Genomic DNA, 17,357 nt, shown 5'->3' on the forward strand with positions numbered 1-17,357 from the left:
ATAGAACCTCAAGTAAAGTTGAGGTCAATAGCCTATCATGGGAAAAATCGAGCTAGGCCAATTTTCCAAGTTGCTGACGGTCGGCGAGGTTTCGGCGCGAAGCGGCGTGGCGGTTTCGGCGCTGCATTTCTACGAGGCGAAAGGGCTGATCGACAGCCATCGCAGCCGTGGCAACCAGCGGCGTTATCCGCGCGAGGTGCTGCGCCGGGTCGCCGTCATCAAGGTGGCGCAGCGGATCGGCATTCCCCTTGCCGAAGTTCAGGCGGCGCTCGAGGCGCTGCCGCAGGGGCGCACCCCGACGGCAGCCGACTGGAAAGCGCTTTCGAAACGATGGAAGAATGATCTCGATGCACGGATCCGGCGCCTGCAAGGCCTGCGCGATCAGCTCGATGGCTGCATCGGTTGCGGCTGCCTCTCGCTGGAAAGCTGTCCGCTGCGAAATCCCTGGGACAGGCTTTCCGAAGAGGGGGCGGGGCCGCGCTTGCTCGACCCCGAAGATTGAGGCGAAAGCATAGAGCGGTTTCGTGTTTCACAGAATAGCTTTGGTGCTCCATGCTATTGCCTTCACGCAATTCCAGACGGAAAACCGCTACGCACTTTTCCTGGAGTTGCTTTATGCGTGGACGCGGCTCTCAGCCATGTAGCCGTCAAGTGCGGCGGCTTCTTCCTTCGAGAGGTAAAGGCCCTTCTTCGAGCGGCGCCAGAGAATGTCTGCGGCTGAATAGGCCCATTCGTGTTCCATCAGATAGCGCACTTCCGCCTCATAGAGATCGCTTCCGAAGCAGCGGCCGAGATCGGCGATCGTCTTTGCGTCGCCAAGGATCGTCGCGGCACGCGTGCCGTAGCGGCGCACCAGCCGGCGCGCATGCTGATCGGCAAGGAAGGGATAGCGTGACTTCAGCTTGGCGACTTCGGCATCATAGCCGCGAGCCGGGAAGTCGCCGCCCGGCAGCGAGCTCTTCGCCGTCCATGGCGTTCCCTTGAGGCCGATGGCCTCGCCGATCTTCTCCAGCGCATGTTCGCCCAGACGGCGATAGGTCGTGAGCTTGCCGCCGAAGACGTTGAGCAGCGGCGCCTGGCCTTCCTCGCCTTCCACCTTCAGCACGTAATCGCGTGTTGCCTCCTGCGCCTTCGAGGCGCCGTCGTCGTAGAGCGGGCGCACGGCCGAATAGGTCCAGACGATATCCTCTGATCGTACCGGCTCCTTGAAATATTCGCTGGCGGCATTGCACAGATAAGTGGTTTCCTCATCGCTGATCTTCACATCCTTCGGGTCGTCCTTGTAGTCGCGATCCGTGGTGCCGATCAGGGTGAAATCCTGTTCGTAAGGAATGGCAAAGATGATGCGATTGTCCGGGTTCTGGAAGAAATAGGCGCGGGGATCGGAGAATTTTTTTCGCACGATGATGTGGCTGCCCTGAACCAGGCGGACATTGTGCACCTGGTTCTTGCCGAAAGCGTCGGACAGAACGTGATCGACCCAGGGGCCGGCGGCATTGACCAGCAGGCGCGACCGGAACAAACGCTTCTCGCCGGTGATCGTGTTTTCCGTTTCGATTGCCCAGACCGCGCCTTCGCGGCGGGCTGAGATCACCTTCGTCCGCGGCATGATCGTCGCGCCGCGGTCGGCCGCATCGCGGGCATTCAGCACCACCATGCGGGCGTCATCCACCCAGCCGTCCGAATATTCGAAAGCCTTGGTGAAGAGCGCCTTCAGCGGTTTGCCGGCCGGATCGGTCTTCATGTTCAGCGTCGCCGTCGGCGGCAGCAGCTTTCGGCCGCCGAGATGATCGTAAAGGAATAGGCCGAGGCGAATGAGCCAGGCCGGACGGATACCGCCCTTATGATAGGGGAGAACGAAGCGCATCGGCCAGATGATATGCGGTGCCATCGCCCACAGCACTTCGCGCTCCATCAGGGATTCGCGCACGAGCCGGAATTCGTAATGTTCCAGGTAACGCAAGCCACCATGGATGAGTTTGGTGGCGCCGGACGATGTGCCGGAGGCGAAATCGTTCATTTCGGCGAGCGCGACCTTGTAGCCGCGTCCGGTCGCATCGCGGGCGATACCGCAACCATTGATGCCGCCGCCAATAACGAAAATGTCGTAGATCTGCTCGCTCACCCGCCCCTCCGCAAAGGTCAGCCCATCTCGTGAAGATGGAAATTCGAAAATCAATCCATCTAAAGCGAAATAGATACGAATGTCAAACGAACGTTTTTTGACAGAAAGCGAGCCGGTCAGATCTGTCGGCGGGAGGTTTCCACGAGGCGAACGTCATGCTCCGCCGCGGTTGTCCGCACAGATTCGACGCGACATTCGTCGGTGACGAAAGTGTGCACTTGCGACAGATGGCCGATGCGCACCGGAGCGGTACGTTCGAACTTGGTGCTGTCGGCGACGAGAATGACATGCCGGGCATTGGCGATGATCGCCTGCGCCACTTTCACTTCACGAAAATCGAAATCCAGAAGCGCGCCATCGCCATCAATCGCCGAGGCGCCGATGACGGCGTAGTCGACCTTGAACTGCTTAATGAAGTCGACAGCTGCCTCGCCGACGATCCCGCCATCGGAACCGCGTACGACGCCGCCGGCAATGACGACCTCGATCGATGGGAATATTCGTAACTTATTGGCAACATTGATGTTATTGGTGATCACCATCAGTTCGTGATGACCGAGAAGCGCCTCGCCAACGGCCTCTGTCGTCGTGCCGATATTGATGAAAAGCGAGCTGTTATTGGGGATGAGGCCGGCGGCGGCGCGACCGATCGCCTGCTTTTCGAGCGCGGCGATCGAGCGGCGCGCCTCGTATTTCACGTTTTCGGTTCCGCCGGGGAAGATTGCGCCGCCATGCACGCGCGACAGCACGCGACCGTCGCAGAGATCGTTGAGGTCCTTGCGGATGGTTTGCGGCGTCACCGAAAAGCGCAGCGCCAGTTCCTCTACCTGTACGCGCCCCTCCGCCTTGGCGATGTCGAGTATCTCCGTCTGGCGTCCGGATAGGAACATGATCTTCGCTCCCTTTCTTTCGTTTTTTTTGTCATCATATGATAAAGTGAAAATTCCGCAATTACCGACGCGCGGATTGTGTGATTGGGGAGGTCGTCGTGTTTCATCCGAAGCTGTTCGAAAATCGCAACGTCGTGGTCACCGGCGCCGGTCGCGGCATCGGGCTGGAAGTGGCCAGGCAGTTTCTCGATTGCGGTGCCCATGTTCTCGTCCATATCGGGCGCAACTCCGCACGCGACTTGCCCGATTTCCTGATGGAGGCGGAAGCCGACCGCCGCGCCTTTCTGATCTCAGGCGATTTCGCCGCCGGCAACGGTACGCGGGATTTCGTTAGTGCCGCCAGCGAGCGATTCGATCGCGTCGATGTGCTGGTCAACAATGCGGGCACCATGGTCGGCCGCTTTCCCGCAGGCGAACTGACGGACGAGCAATATGAAAGAATCGTCCACCTCAATCAGACCGCTGTCATGGAGGTGACGAGAGGATTGTTGCCGCTGCTCAGGGCCGCAGGGCAGGCCGCGATCGTCAACACCGTATCGATTTCCGCTCTGACCGGCGGCAGTCCCGGCTCTGCCATCTATTCCGCGTCGAAGGCTTTCGTTACCACCTATTCGAAGGCCTTGGCGCGAGAGCTGGCGCCTGACGGCATCCGGGTAAATTGCGTCTCGCCCGGCACGATATCAACCGATTTCCATGAGCGTTACTCCTCAAGGGAGAAACTGGAGCAGACGCGCCGGTCGATTCCGCTTCAGCGTTTGGGTACACCGGAAGATTGTGCCCCCGCCTATCTCTTCCTCGCAGCGCCGACGCTCTCCGGCTACGTCACCGGGCAAGTGATCGAGATCAATGGCGGGCAGCTTATCTGCTGAGAAATCGGACCTTTTTTGGTCTCCGTGTCTTTTGAATCAGCTTGCGAATTCATAATATTATAAGCATATCCCTATGTGAGTTCTCACCAGAGGCTGTGTGATATGTCGTCGTCTCCACCGCAAGGCGGTGCCGCAGAGCATGATATCGAGGAAATGACGGGGAAGGCGCGCAATGCGAGCGTCTTGCTGAAGGCGCTCTCGCATGAGACCAGGCTGGTGATTTTGTTCATGCTCGCCAAGCGCGAAAAAACCGTGATGGAACTCGAGGCGCTTCTTAACTTGCCGCAGGCCGTGGTTTCCCAGCATCTGGCGCGGCTGCGCCTGGAAAAGCTGGTCGATACGCGCCGGGAAGGGCGGCTCATTCACTATGCCGTCGCCCGTTCGGAAATCTGCACCGTGGTCAATTGGCTGCAGGAGGCCTTCTGTCAGAGCGATTGTTGATCGTTTTTGGCGGGCGTGTCGGCTGACGACGGAACGCCGCCGCCTTCCTCGGAACGTCGGGTACGGCGAACTTTTTGCCCTAAAGGCCGAGGTGAACGGCGACAAGAAGCTCGGAAATCCCTTAGCCTCGTTTTGGCCTTCAATTCATCATTGTATCGTCAACTGCACGACACGACAGTGTTATGCGGGAGCGCTAATACGCCTTCATGGCATTGAAGGAGAATAGTCCGTGCAGAATAGTGAAATGACGATGTCGGAAGTTTTGCGAGACCCGGTGATCCGGAAAATGCTTCGTGCCGATCGCGTGTCGTTGAGCGAATTTGCGAAGCTTCTGGAAAAAACGGCCCGCGCAAGACATGCGGCCTTTGCCGAAGAGCATGCAATGCCGCTCATCCCTCGTATTCTCATTGAACGTCCATCTGCCGGTAAATGAGGTAGGTCACTGAGAGTTTTCGGAGAGGCGCCGCCGCAAGCGAAATGATTCCTGCCGGCGATAGCAGAAGAGATAGTGAGCTAGCCCAAGGTTTGGCGAAACAGCTCCTCGGCTACATTAACTTGTGCCTCTAGGTCCGTCGCTCCTACGCAGTTGGAGGATCCTCGTTCAATGCATCGGCAAGTTTTCGCATGAGCCTGACAAGCTCGTCGATGTCATTGATATCCCAAGCTCCAAGGATCGAACTGCCGATCCTGTCACGCGCAGCGTCCACCGCGTCCGTCATGAGCTTTCCCTTTGGCGCAATAACAGCCTCACGCACACGGCGGTCCGCAGCACCGGCTTGCCGGGCAACAAGATCGAGGCTCTCAAGCTTCGCGACCTGGCGACTGACGGTCGTATAGTCGCGGCCGATGCGATCCGCCAGATCGACCACGCCGATCGGACCGAAGCGCTCAATTGAGACCAGCAGGGGAAAAAGCGCCCGCTCGAGCGGAATTCCGGCCTCCTTGATGAGCACCTCGTCGCGCTGCGGTCGGTTTATCACGCTGACGATATCCAGCACTGCTGCATGAAGCTTCCGGAATTGCAGCTGTATATGTGTATTTTGCACATTATTTCTTGACGCCATCGCAGGTCTCCCATATGGGTGTATTATGCACATAATTTGGATGATCAAAAAGGAAAATATGCGATGAAAGCTGCAATCGTATTGAATGCCGGGCAAGTCCCAATCTTTGGTGATTTCGAGACGCCTGTCCCATCCGCCGACGAGAGGCTTGTTTCCGTCAGCGCCGCCGCGATCAGTCAAGTCGTGAAGAGCCGGGCGTCGGGAAAGCACTACAGCTCCGGCAATCAATTTCCCTTCATCGTGGGGATCGACGGCGTGGGCCGGCTTGACGACGGTCGGCGGGTTTATTTCGTTCTGCCGAACGCACCTTATGGCAGCATGGCTGAGCTTGCCGCGGTGCGATCTGCCCAGTGCATTGAACTGCCCGAGGAGCTCGACGATGTTACGGCGGCGGCTATCGCCAATCCCGGAATGTCATCATGGGCGGCCTATCAAGAGCGGGCCAAGCTCAAATCCGGAGAGACCATTTTGATCAACGGCGCAACCGGGACCTCGGGTCGGCTGGCTGTTCAGATCGCTAGATATCTCGGAGCGAGCAAAGTCATTGCGACGGGTCGAAATTCCGACAGTCTCAAAGCCTTGGAAGGGCTTGGCGCTGATGTGACCATTCCGCTCGTTCAGGATAAATCGGCTGTGGAAGATGCATTCAAGGAGCAGTTCGCGTCCGGTGTGGATGTCGTCATCGATTATCTATGGGGTGAAAGTGCGGAAAGCCTTCTCATCGCGGCCGCCAAGGCCGGCAAGGATGCGGTACCGGTCCGTTATGTCCAGATCGGCTCGATTAGCGGCTCGGAGATAAGCCTGCCAAGCGCCGTGCTGCGTTCGTCAGCCATCACGCTGATGGGCAGCGGTATAGGAAGCATCGCGCTCGACCGCATCATCAACGCGACTGCCGAGTTGCTCCGGGCAACAGTGCCGGGAAACTTCAAGATTGCCTCTAAAACCATTCCACTTTCCGACGTCGAAAATGCCTGGCCTCTTGATGACAGCAATCGGCGCACCGTCTTCGACATCGGCGGCGGCGCATGATTGCCAGTGGGGTGCGGTGATCCGGCCTATGCCGCACTCCTCTTTCCGATGTTGCGCTCACGACGCGGCCCATTTAACTGTCTCATTCGGGAGAGTTAAATGATCGACAAGCTGGAATTCTTCATCGCGCTTGCCAACCAGAAGCATTTTGGCCGCGCCGCCGAGGAATGCGGCGTGACGCAGCCGACCTTGTCTGCGGCGATCCGGCAATTGGAGGATCAGCTCGGCGTCATGCTCGTCAGTCGCGGCTCGCGCTTTCAGGGGCTGACGCCGGAGGGGCAGCGCGTGCTGGAATGGGCACGGCGCATCGTCGGCGACAGCCGAACCATGCGCGAGGAAATGCGGGCGGCGCGCAAGGGCCTTGCCGGCCATATCCGGATCGCCGCCATTCCGACGGCGCTTGCCATGGTGTCGAAGATCACCACGCCTTTCCAGGAAAGGCACCCCGACGTCACCTTCTCCATCACATCGCGCAATTCGCTGCAGGTTCTGAGCCTGCTCGAAAATCTCGAGATCGATGCCGGCATCACCTATCTGGAAAACGAGCCGCTTGGCCGCGTCACCAGCGTACCGCTCTATGCCGAGCGTTATCACCTGATCACCGCGGCGGGCAGCCCACTTTCCGAGCGTGAGAGTGTCACCTGGAGGGAAGTCGGGGATCTTCGGCTTTGTCTATTGACGGCTGACATGCAGAATCGCCGCATCATCAACCGGCATCTGGCGGAAGCCGGCACGGTGGCTAAGCCGACGCTGGAATCCAATTCGATGATCGTGCTGTTTTCTCATGTCCAGACTGGGCGCTGGGCAAGCATCATGCCGAAGAATATCGCCGATTCCTTCGGCTTTCCGGCCGATATCCGCAAGATCCCGATCACAGAGCCGGATGCCGAACATCTCGTCGGCCTGGTCGCCACGCATCGCGAACCCTTTACACCGCTCGTCTCGGCTCTGTTGCATGAGGCGAGATTGCTCGCGGAAGGCGATAAGAATCGATAGAAATCTTCTATCGAACGACGGGACTGCCTTATTGATCCTTAGCCTCCTCCCTGCAACTCTCATCCTAGGCGTGCGTCGATCGCGCACCCACGGAGGAAATGCCGCATAAGCGTTTCCGAAAATCGCCAGCGGTTTTCGGGGTTATGCGCAGGAGGCTGCTTATGAGTTTGAATTTGGGCGCGGCCGATATCGCGACCCGTGCCGGCGTTATCATCGACACCATGAAGTCGATGGAAGGGCCGCTTCTGCCGATCCTGCATGGGATTCAGGAAGAATTTGGCTATGTGCCGCAGGACACGCTGCCGCTGATCGCTAGGGCACTGAACCTTTCACGCGCCGAAGTGCACGGCGTCATGACCTTTTATCACGATTATCGCGACCATCCCGCTGGCCGTCATGTCCTGAAGCTCTGTCGCGCCGAGGCCTGTCAGTCGATGGGTGGCGATGCTCTTGCCGAGCGCGTCAAGCAGCTGTTGGGCATCGATTTTCATCAGACGACGCTGGATGGCATCGTGACGCTGGAGCCTGTCTACTGTCTCGGCCTTTGCGCCTGCGCGCCAGCGGCAATGCTGGATGGCGAACTTTATGGGCGGCTTGACGACGAGAGCGCCGAAGACCTCGTGAAGGAGGCGCGCCAGTGACCTTGACCATCTATGTTCCCCGCGATGCCGCCGCCCTCTCGCTCGGGGCTGAAAAGGTCGCCAAGGCCATTGCGCAGGAAGTCGCCAAACGCGGCCTCGATGCGCGGATTGTGCGTAACGGCTCGCGCGGCATGTTCTGGCTGGAGCCTTTGGTCGAAGTCGAGATCGGCGGCAAGCGCGTCGGCTACGGGCCGGTGAAGGCCAAGGATGTTCCCGCACTATTCGACGCCGGGCTCGCCGAAGGCGGCAAGCATCCGCTCTGTCTTGGGGAGGTCGAAAACCTCCCATTCCTGAAAGAGCAGACCCGTCTGACCTTTGCCCGCTGCGGCATTACCGATCCCCTTTCACTGGGAGATTATGAGGCCCATGGCGGCCTTAGGGGTCTGCGCCGCGCCATCGGCATGGCAGCGGCCGACATCGTCAAGGACGTCACGGACTCCGGCCTGCGCGGCCGGGGCGGGGCGGGTTTCCCGACCGGCATCAAATGGAAGACGGTGCTCGATGCGCCAGGCGACCGCAAATATATCGTCTGCAATGCCGACGAGGGCGACAGCGGCACATTCGCCGACCGGATGATCATGGAGGGCGATCCCTTCGTGCTGATCGAGGGCATGGTGATCGCTGGCCTGGCGACCGGCGCGACCAAGGGCTTCGTATACACGCGCTCGGAATATCCGCATGCGATCGCCGCGATGACCGTAGCGGTCGAAATCGCGCGGAAAGCCGGCGTTCTCGGGGCTTCGGTTCTCGGCTCGGGCAAGGCTTTCGATATGGAGATCCGTACCGGCGCTGGTGCCTATGTCTGCGGCGAGGAGACGGCGCTACTGAACAGCCTCGAGGGCAAGCGCGGCATCGTGCGCGCCAAGCCGCCGCTGCCGGCGCACAAGGGCCTGTTCAACTGCCCCACAGTCATCAACAACGTAATTTCGCTCGCCTCCGTGCCCGTCATCATGGACAAGGGTGCGGCCTTCTATCGCGATTTCGGCATGGGCCGCTCGCGCGGCACGATCCCGCTGCAGATTGCCGGCAATGTCAAATACAGTGGTCTTTACGAGACGGCCTTCGGCCTTTCCCTCGGCGATATCGTCGACAGGATCGGCGGCGGCACGGCAACGGGGCGGCCGGTGAAAGCCGTGCAGGTGGGTGGACCGCTCGGCGCCTACTTTCCGCGCGCCTTGTTCGATACGCCATTCGACTATGAATCCTTCGCGGCCAAGGACGGTCTGATCGGTCATGCCGGCATTGTCGTCTTCGATGATACCGCCGACATGCTGAAGCAGGCGCGTTTCGCCATGGAGTTCTGTGCGGTCGAAAGCTGCGGCAAGTGCACCCCCTGCCGCATCGGCTCGACCCGCGGCGTTGAGACGGCAGACAAGATCGCCCGCGGTATCGAGCCCGAGAAGAACAGGGTTCTGCTCGCCGATCTCTGCAACACCATGAAGTTCGGCTCGCTCTGCGCGCTCGGCGGTTTCACGCCCTATCCCGTCATGAGCGCGATGACCCATTTCCCGGAGGATTTCTCTCCGGTTCCCTTGATTGAAGCGGCGGAGTAAGACCCATGTCTCTCGTTCCAGAAATCGACTACGGCACACCCGCCTCCCGCTCCGAAACCATGGTGACGCTGACCGTCGACGGCCGCCCGATTACCGTGCCCGAGGGCACATCGATCATGCGCGCCTCGATGGAAGCCGGCATAAAGGTGCCGAAGCTCTGCGCCACCGACATGGTCGATGCCTTCGGTTCCTGCCGCCTCTGTCTCGTCGAGATCGAAGGCCGTAACGGCACGCCTTCATCCTGCACGACACCGGTTTCTCCGGGCATGGTGGTGCACACGCAAACCAACCGGCTCAAGGATATCCGTCGCGGCGTGATGGAGCTTTATATCTCCGACCACCCGCTAGACTGTCTGACCTGCGCCGCCAACGGAGATTGCGAGCTGCAGGACATGGCCGGTGCCGTCGGCCTGCGCGACGTACGCTACGGTTATGAGGGCGACAATCATGTCAAGGCGCGCTCGAACAGCGACATCAATCTGAAATGGATGCCGAAGGACGAGTCCAATCCCTATTTCACCTATGATCCTTCGAAATGCATCGTCTGCTCCCGTTGCGTGCGGGCCTGCGAGGAAGTGCAGGGCACCTTCGCGCTGACCATCGAGGGCCGGGGCTTCGGCTCACGCGTCTCGCCTGGCATGCATGAGCATTTCATCGACAGCGAATGCGTCTCCTGCGGCGCCTGCGTGCAGGCCTGCCCGACGGCGACTCTGACGGAAAAATCGGTGATTGCTATCGGCCAGCCAGAGCATTCGGTCGTCACCACCTGCGCCTATTGCGGCGTCGGCTGTTCCTTCAAGGCGGAGATGCGCGGCGAGGAACTGGTGCGAATGGTGCCCTGGAAGGACGGCCAGGCCAATCGCGGCCACTCCTGCGTCAAGGGCCGCTTCGCCTATGGTTATTCGACCCACAAGGACCGCATTCTCAACCCGATGGTGCGCGAAAAGATCAGCGATCCCTGGCGGGAAGTCACCTGGGACGAGGCTTTTGCCCATATCGCCACCGAGTTCAAGCGCCTTCAATATCAGTATGGCCGCGAATCCGTCGGCGGCATCACCTCGTCGCGCTGCACCAATGAGGAGACCTTCCTGGTGCAGAAGCTGGTGCGCGCCGGCTTCGGCAACAACAATGTCGATACCTGCGCCCGTGTCTGCCACTCGCCAACAGGCTATGGCCTCGGCCAGGCATTCGGCACCTCTGCCGGCACGCAGAATTTCGACAGCGTCGAGCATTCCGATGTTGTCCTCGTCATCGGCGCCAACCCGACGGACGGCCATCCGGTCTTCGCTTCGCGCCTGAAGAAGCGGTTGCGCCAGGGTGCGAAGCTCATCGTCATCGATCCGCGCCGCATCGATCTGGTGCGCACGCCGCATGTCGAGGCAAGCTATCACCTGCCGCTGCAGCCCGGCACCAATGTCGCCATTCTGACGGCGCTCGCCCATGTCATCGTCACCGAGGGCCTGTTCGACGAAAAGTTCATCCGCGAACGCTGCGACTGGTCGGAGTTCGAAGATTGGGCGGCTTTCGTCGCCGAGCCGCAGCATAGCCCTGAGGAAACGGAAAAATACACCGGCGTTCCCGCCGATCTCGTGCGCGGTGCCGCCCGCCTTTTTGCCGAGGGCGGCAACGGCGCGATCTATTACGGCCTCGGTGTCACCGAACACAGCCAGGGCTCGACGACCGTCATGGCGATCGCCAATCTCGCCATGGTGACCGGCAATATCGGCCGGCCGGGCGTTGGCGTGAACCCGCTGCGCGGCCAGAACAATGTGCAGGGCTCGTGCGACATGGGCTCCTTCCCGCACGAGCTGCCGGGCTATCGCCATGTCTCCGACGATGCGACGCGCGATATCTTCGAAAAGCTCTGGGGCGTGAAGCTCGACAAGGAGCCGGGCCTGCGCATCCCCAACATGCTCGATGCCGCCGTCGACGGCACGTTCAAGGGCCTCTACATCCAGGGCGAGGACATCCTGCAGTCCGACCCGGACACCAAGCATGTCGCCGCCGGCCTTGCCGCGATGGAATGCGTCGTCGTCCACGACCTCTTCCTGAACGAGACGGCGAATTACGCCCATGTCTTCCTGCCGGGCTCGACGTTCCTGGAAAAGGACGGCACCTTCACCAATGCCGAGCGCCGCATCAACCGCGTGCGCAAGGTCATGAGCCCGCGCAACGGCTATGCCGACTGGGAAGTGACGCAGAAGATGGCGCAGGCCATGGGTCTCGGCTGGAACTACACGCATCCGTCTGAGATTATGGACGAGATCGCCGCGACGACACCGAGCTTTGCTATGGTCTCCTACGACTATCTGGACAAGATGGGCTCGGTGCAGTGGCCCTGCAACGAGAAGACGCCGCTCGGTTCGCCGATCATGCATGTCGATGGCTTCGTGCGCGGCAAGGGCAAGTTCATCCGCACGGAATATGTCGCGACCGACGAACGCACCGGCCCGCGCTTCCCGCTGTTGCTGACGACCGGACGCATCCTCAGCCAGTACAATGTCGGCGCGCAGACGCGGCGAACGGAGAATGTCGTCTGGCACGCAGAGGACCTTCTGGAGATGCATCCGCACGATGCTGAGCAACGCGGCATTCTCGACGGCGACTGGATCAAGCTGACAAGCCGCTCCGGCGACACGACGCTCCGGGCGCTGATCACCGACCGCGTTGCTCCGGGCGTCGTCTACACGACCTTCCATCACCCGGACACGCAGGCGAACGTCATCACAACAGATTATTCCGACTGGGCGACGAACTGCCCGGAATACAAGGTGACGGCGGTACAGGTCTCGCCGTCCAATGGTCCGTCACAGTGGCAGGTCGATTATGACGAGCAGGCCCGGCAGTCGCGTCGTATCGCCGGGAAAATGGAGGCTGCGGAGTGATCCGGAGCGTGCGGAGAGATACCCCCCTCTGTCACTATCGTGACATCTCCCCCACAAGGGGGGAGATCGTTGGGAGTTTGCCGCTTGTCACTGGTAAGACAATAAACTGCGATTTCAGCAGAGTCGATGTTCGCTTTAGGCAAGAGAGTGCTGCGAGCTACCAATCTCCCCCCTTGTGGGGGAGATGTCACAAAGTGACAGAGGGGGGTATTCCACGCCCCGTCACTCAATGACCCCCTTCGAACCCACCACGACCGTCCCCGAGACCGCATGCCGTAACGGCGTCGTCCACTCGGGCTCCCGCATCGTCCCCGAGGAGGTGCCGATCGCCTTTTCCTATGGCGGCTCGTCACATGCCGTCATGATGGGAACGCCCGCTGATCTCGAGGACTTTGCCATCGGCTTCAGCCTGACAGAGGGCATCATTACGAATATCGACCAGATCGCCGCCGTCGAACCGATCGAGGACGAGCAGGGGATCGATGTGCAGATCACCCTGGTCGATGATGCGGCTGACGCGCTGCGCCTGCGCCGTCGTCACATGGCTGGGCCTGTCGGCTGCGGTCTGTGCGGCATCGAATCGATTGAGCAGGCGGTGCGCAAGGTGCCTGATGTTTCCGGAGTTGCGCTGTCGCTCTCGCATGCGGATATCGTCCGCGCCATCGCTCTCCTCAATGACGCCCAGCCACTGCACCGCGAAACGCGCGCCGTGCATGGGGCGGGCTTCTACGTTCCGGCCAAGGGATTGATTGCCGTGCGCGAGGATGTCGGGCGGCATAATGCGCTGGACAAGCTCTGCGGTGCGGTCATCCGGTCTGGCCATAAGGGTGGGGAGGGCGTGGTGGCCGTCACCAGCCGGCTATCCGTCGAGATGGTGCAGAAGGCTGCCATATTGGGCAGTTCAGTGCTGGTCGCCATCTCCGCGCCGACGGCGCTCGCCATCCGCACGGCCGACGAGGCCGGCATGACGCTGGTGGCGCTGGTGCGCGGCGACGACTTTGAGATTTTCACCCATCCGCATCGCATTATCACGGGGAGCATCGCCGATGTCGCCTGACGACAAGCCGCATGGCAAGACCGAAACGAAGCTCATCTATATGGCGAACCAGATCGCGACCTTCTTCAAGACGCAGCCCGCAGGCGAAGCGGTGAATGGTGTCGCCACGCATATCAACAAATTCTGGGAGCCGCGCATGCGACGCCAGCTTTTCGAGATCATCGATCATGGCGATAGCGGGTTGAGCCCTCTCGTGCTGGAGGCCGCTTCGCTGATCCACAGGCCGGCTCCGGCCGAAATAATTAAGCCGGCTTAGTATCTGGGCTGACAAGGGCAATGGGATGGAGGCGGGAGAATCCATCCGCGAATGCAATTCCCACAAAAGGGTTTAGGTGCCGGTCTTCGAAATGAGGAGGAGTTGTTCATGACGGCTGCGTATACGAATATTTCCAGGGAAGCGGCGACAGCGGGTCTGCTCGATCGCGAGCGCATTATCGCCAAGCCCGGCTTCAACAGATGGCTGGTGCCGCCGGCGGCGCTGGCGATCCATCTCTGCATCGGCATGGCCTATGGTTTCAGCGTCTTCTGGCTGCCGCTGTCCAAGGCGCTCGGCACGCCGACGCTTGCTCCAGCCGAATGCGCCAGCCTCAATCTCCTCTCCGCGCTGTTCACGACAAGCTGCGACTGGCGCGTCAGCGATCTCGGCTGGATCTATACGCTGTTCTTCGTTTTGCTCGGCTCTTCCGCCGCCATCTGGGGCGGCTGGCTGGAGCGTGCCGGCCCGCGCAAGGCCGGTGTCGTCTCCGCCTGCTGCTGGTGCGGCGGTATCCTGATTGCCGCGATCGGCGTCATCTTCCACCAGCTCTGGCTGATGTGGATCGGTGCGGGCGTCATCGGCGGCATCGGGCTCGGTCTCGGCTACATCTCGCCGGTGTCGACGCTGATCAAATGGTTTCCCGACCGGCGCGGCATGGCGACGGGCATGGCGATCATGGGCTTCGGCGGCGGCGCCATGATCGGCGCGCCGCTCGCCAATCTCCTGATGACCAACTTCCGCGTCGACGGTTCGGTCGGCGTCTGGCAGACCTTCATCGTCATGGGGGCGATCTATTTCGTTTTCATGATGGGCGGAGCTTTCGGCTATCGCCTGCCGCCGACCGGCTGGCGTCCGGAAGGCTGGACAGCACCTGCCGCCAAAAGCACGATGATCACGACGAAGCATGTGCATCTGCGCGACGCTCACAAGACCAAGCAGTTCTGGCTCATCTGGGCCGTGTTGTGCCTCAATGTCTCGGCCGGTATCGGTGTCATCGGCATGGCCTCGCCGATGCTGCAGGAAATCTTCGGTGGCGCGCTGATCGGCCTGCCGGACCTTGGGTTTGCCGCCTTGAGCAAGGATCAGGTGGCCGCCGTCGCGGCGATCGCCGCCGGTTTTGCCGGCCTGTTGTCCCTGTTCAATATCGGCGGACGTTTCTTCTGGGCATCGCTCTCCGACAAGATCGGCCGCAAGAACACCTATTACTGCTTCTTTCTCATCGGTATCGTGCTCTACCTGCTCGCCCCCTGGGCGGCCGGCATTCACAGCAAGATTCTGTTCGTCGGCGCCTTCTGCATCATCCTCTCGATGTATGGTGGCGGCTTCGCGACCATTCCGGCCTATCTCGCCGATATCTTCGGCACACAGTTCGTCGGCGCGATCCATGGCCGGCTGCTGACGGCATGGGCGACGGCCGGGATCATCGGCCCCGTGGTGGTCAACTATATCCGCGAGGCACAGAAGGCCGCCGGCGTCGAAGGCGCGCAGCTCTATACCTTCACCATGTATATCCTCGCCGGCATGCTGGCGCTGGGCCTCATCGCCAATTCGCTGGTCAAGCCGCTTTCGGACAAATGGTTCATGTCGGATGAGGAAGTGGCCGCCTTGCAGGCAAAGACGGCTGCCGCCAATGCCGGTCCGACCGGCTCCTTCGGCATAGGCAAGGGCGGGTTCGACGGCAAGGCACTTATTGCCTGGGCTCTCGTCGGCATCCCGCTGCTCTGGGGCGTTTGGGTGACGATCAGGAGCACGTACGCGCTGTTCGGCTGAGAGTTCGTCCGCACGAAAGCGCTATCGGTCAGCAACCGCCGCCTATGAGGAGCCTGCAGAGATAAGGCTCCTGGATTTTTGGGTGTCCCGTTCGTCAATACGACGTGCGGGACACCCAAATCATTGCATCAGATTCCGTAAGACGAAATCGTCTCCGGATCGATGCCGTGGGTGTCGAACCACCACTCCATGGACTTGCCGGGATGCCTGTGACGGAGCCGCTCGTACTTTCGCACGAGGCGGTTTTGACGCTCCACCTCTTCCTGGAAGAACGGGTGGTCCAGCGTGCCGCCAAGGGAGTGGACCCGGCGCAGAAGCTTGCGAAGCACGTAGCCCTGTTCCTTGTTCCCCGGACGATAGCCACTTTCGATGATCTTTAGAGCCGTGCCGCAGAGCGTCTCGAGAGCGTTCTCCGGCAAAGTCCCGTTCGAAAGCATGTCGAGGCGTTCAGCTCCGAAACCGGCGTCGATACAGGTGCCGAGCGGATTGACGATGTTGCCGATCTCGATCCCGTCCTTGTAGAACTCTGTACAGTATCCGCTGATGCTGCCGTCGCTCCACGTGCATTCCGGATCCGCGACGATGGGAATACGACCGCGATAGAGCGGCGTCCATTCGTCGATCCTGTCCGGATGGATCGTGACATGGTCTGGCCACACCCCGATTTGCTCGAGGAATTCAAGCCAGAACTCGATGGCCTCGGACAGCGTCATCTCCCGGAAGGAGAATAGCCCAAGCATTGTGAAGTGGAGGAAGTGTGTGCCGTCGCCAATCTCATCGAGGTCTCCCATCCGCAGGCAAGCCTGACTGTTCGAGACAGTACCCTTATGGGAAGGATTGGAGAAGAGCGGCTTGTACTGCTGCATGCCAGCGCTGCAGAAGAGCGTGGTATCGTCGTGCGGCCGTACGGATTGAAAGCATGCGTAATCGATGCCTTTGGAAAGGCAGTAGTCACGGTAGTCGTGTATCAGGCGTCCCGCGATGTCATAGGCAACCTCCTTTTGGTTCATATGCCCAGGCGGAAAATAGAGAGGCCGCGCCGGGATTGCAAGAAGAGCGATTTGGCAAGGCAGTTCCTTGCGTAGACGATGTCTTGGATGTTGCCGACCTGGGTGACGATCTGCTCAAGGGCCTTGCCCGTCTGGCCGGCAGGGGCCGCCTCGACGCCGGATTTCAATGGCCGCAATCCATCGTTCTGCGGCCTTTGCCGAAGGCTATCCCCACCTACCGTTCCGCTAGAACTATGCGGCGAGTTCTTCCGCTTCGCTTTCCTTGAACATCTTGGCGAGGTTCAGGAAGCAGATCATGCCGTTCTCGGTGGCGATGATGCCTTCGCAATAGGCGCGGTCGAAGGATGCGGTGACTTCCGGAACCGGCTGCACCTGGCTGGAGGCGATCGTGAGGATGTCGGAGACGCGATCGACCAGCATGCCGATGACCATGTTGTGGACTTCCGCGACAACGATGGCGCTGCGTTCGTTGGCGACCGTGCTCTGCATGCCGAGCTTGTAGGCAAGATCGATGATCGGGATGACCGAGCCGCGCAGGTTCATGACGCCGATGACATCGGCCGGCGCGTGCGGGATCGGCGTGGACGGCGCCCAGCCGCGGATTTCGCGGATCGTGGTGGTCTTGACGCAGAATTCCTGCTCATGAAGGCGAAAGGCAATGATCTCCAGAGTATCGCCGCTGAAGCTGGTGGAATTGATCGTGGCCATGAACGTTCTTCCCATTTGAAACGTGACGCCAGATTCGGCGTATTACCGTGACGATAGAGGAAG

The 17,357-nt window shown here is 60.4% G+C and carries 18 protein-coding genes; 12 read left to right on the plus strand and 6 right to left on the minus strand.

The genetic code is table 11. The features are described from left to right. Window positions 1–37 precede the first annotated feature (37 nt). Window positions 38–502 carry a redox-sensitive transcriptional activator SoxR gene (gene soxR / locus JTP94_RS00080; protein ID WP_204848543.1) on the plus strand — a complete coding sequence of 155 codons (465 nt, stop codon included), beginning with the start codon at window positions 38–40 and terminating at the stop codon, window positions 500–502. A gap of 111 nt (window positions 503–613) precedes the next feature. Here soxR and glpD read toward each other — a convergent pair whose 3' ends face one another. After that, on the minus strand, window positions 614–2,125 hold the full coding sequence (gene glpD / locus JTP94_RS00085) for a glycerol-3-phosphate dehydrogenase (RefSeq protein ID WP_204848544.1): 1,512 nt from the start codon (window positions 2,123–2,125) through the stop codon (window positions 614–616). Between the two features lie 116 nt (window positions 2,126–2,241). Further along, window positions 2,242–3,015, minus strand: a complete 774-nt coding sequence (locus tag JTP94_RS00090; RefSeq protein WP_204848545.1) for a DeoR/GlpR family DNA-binding transcription regulator — start codon at window positions 3,013–3,015, stop codon at window positions 2,242–2,244. 98 nt (window positions 3,016–3,113) lie between these two features. Here JTP94_RS00090 and JTP94_RS00095 point away from each other — a divergent pair, with 98 nt between their 5' ends. The 3 genes from JTP94_RS00095 to JTP94_RS00105 all read left to right on the plus strand — a co-directional run bounded on the left by JTP94_RS00095 (window position 3,114) and on the right by JTP94_RS00105 (window position 4,758). Then, window positions 3,114–3,884, plus strand: coding sequence for an SDR family oxidoreductase (locus JTP94_RS00095; protein ID WP_204848546.1), 771 nt, complete (start codon window positions 3,114–3,116; stop codon window positions 3,882–3,884). A gap of 102 nt (window positions 3,885–3,986) precedes the next feature. Continuing rightward, a complete protein-coding gene (locus tag JTP94_RS00100) occupies window positions 3,987–4,325 on the plus strand; it encodes a helix-turn-helix transcriptional regulator (RefSeq protein ID WP_204848547.1) in 339 nt (112 codons plus the stop codon). A gap of 229 nt (window positions 4,326–4,554) precedes the next feature. Then, entirely contained in the window at window positions 4,555–4,758 is a 204-nt protein-coding gene (locus tag JTP94_RS00105) for a hypothetical protein (RefSeq protein ID WP_204848548.1), read from the plus strand. A gap of 145 nt (window positions 4,759–4,903) precedes the next feature. On the opposite strand, the gene JTP94_RS00110 is transcribed toward JTP94_RS00105, so the two are convergent. Then, window positions 4,904–5,389: a MarR family winged helix-turn-helix transcriptional regulator gene (locus tag JTP94_RS00110; RefSeq protein WP_204848549.1), complete on the minus strand. Its 486-nt coding sequence runs from the start codon at window positions 5,387–5,389 to the stop codon at window positions 4,904–4,906. A 63-nt stretch (window positions 5,390–5,452) separates the two neighbouring features. Between JTP94_RS00110 and JTP94_RS00115 the strand changes: the two genes are divergently transcribed. The 8 genes from JTP94_RS00115 (at window position 5,453) to JTP94_RS00150 (ending at window position 15,576) form a co-directional block, all read left to right on the plus strand. Continuing rightward, window positions 5,453–6,418 (plus strand): zinc-binding alcohol dehydrogenase family protein, encoded by a 966-nt coding sequence (locus tag JTP94_RS00115; RefSeq protein WP_204848550.1) that lies wholly within the window; start codon window positions 5,453–5,455, stop codon window positions 6,416–6,418. A 99-nt stretch (window positions 6,419–6,517) separates the two neighbouring features. Next, complete coding sequence (locus JTP94_RS00120; RefSeq protein ID WP_204848551.1) at window positions 6,518–7,414, plus strand: LysR family transcriptional regulator; 897 nt, start codon at window positions 6,518–6,520, stop codon at window positions 7,412–7,414. 161 nt (window positions 7,415–7,575) lie between these two features. Continuing rightward, complete coding sequence (locus JTP94_RS00125) at window positions 7,576–8,055, plus strand: formate dehydrogenase subunit gamma (protein WP_204848552.1); 480 nt, start codon at window positions 7,576–7,578, stop codon at window positions 8,053–8,055. Further along, on the plus strand, window positions 8,052–9,608 hold the full coding sequence (locus tag JTP94_RS00130) for an NADH-quinone oxidoreductase subunit NuoF (protein ID WP_204848553.1): 1,557 nt from the start codon (window positions 8,052–8,054) through the stop codon (window positions 9,606–9,608). The genes JTP94_RS00125 and JTP94_RS00130 overlap by 4 nt, the downstream gene beginning before the upstream one ends. A gap of 5 nt (window positions 9,609–9,613) precedes the next feature. Then, entirely contained in the window at window positions 9,614–12,493 is a 2,880-nt protein-coding gene (gene fdhF / locus JTP94_RS00135) for a formate dehydrogenase subunit alpha (protein ID WP_204848554.1), read from the plus strand. 229 nt (window positions 12,494–12,722) lie between these two features. Then, complete coding sequence (gene fdhD, locus JTP94_RS00140; protein WP_204848555.1) at window positions 12,723–13,550, plus strand: formate dehydrogenase accessory sulfurtransferase FdhD; 828 nt, start codon at window positions 12,723–12,725, stop codon at window positions 13,548–13,550. Then, entirely contained in the window at window positions 13,540–13,806 is a 267-nt protein-coding gene (locus JTP94_RS00145; protein ID WP_204848556.1) for a formate dehydrogenase subunit delta, read from the plus strand. Before fdhD ends, JTP94_RS00145 begins: the two co-directional genes overlap by 11 nt. A gap of 108 nt (window positions 13,807–13,914) precedes the next feature. Beyond that, complete coding sequence (locus JTP94_RS00150; RefSeq protein WP_204848557.1) at window positions 13,915–15,576, plus strand: OFA family MFS transporter; 1,662 nt, start codon at window positions 13,915–13,917, stop codon at window positions 15,574–15,576. A gap of 128 nt (window positions 15,577–15,704) precedes the next feature. Here JTP94_RS00150 and JTP94_RS00155 read toward each other — a convergent pair whose 3' ends face one another. The 3 genes from JTP94_RS00155 to JTP94_RS00165 form a co-directional block, all read right to left on the minus strand. Continuing rightward, the gene (locus JTP94_RS00155) at window positions 15,705–16,586 is read right to left on the minus strand and encodes an alanine--tRNA ligase-related protein (RefSeq protein ID WP_204848558.1); all 882 of its coding nucleotides are present in this window, start codon (window positions 16,584–16,586) and stop codon (window positions 15,705–15,707) included. Then, window positions 16,583–16,753, minus strand: a complete 171-nt coding sequence (locus JTP94_RS00160) for a hypothetical protein (RefSeq protein WP_204848559.1) — start codon at window positions 16,751–16,753, stop codon at window positions 16,583–16,585. The genes JTP94_RS00155 and JTP94_RS00160 overlap by 4 nt, the downstream gene beginning before the upstream one ends. A 64-nt stretch (window positions 16,754–16,817) precedes the next feature. Next, a complete protein-coding gene (locus JTP94_RS00165) occupies window positions 16,818–17,294 on the minus strand; it encodes a chemotaxis protein CheW (protein WP_034481767.1) in 477 nt (158 codons plus the stop codon). Between the last annotated feature and the right edge of the window lie 63 nt (window positions 17,295–17,357).

Source organism: Martinezella lusitana (assembly GCF_016901135.1).
Lineage (GTDB): Bacteria > Pseudomonadota > Alphaproteobacteria > Rhizobiales > Rhizobiaceae > Rhizobium > Rhizobium lusitanum_D.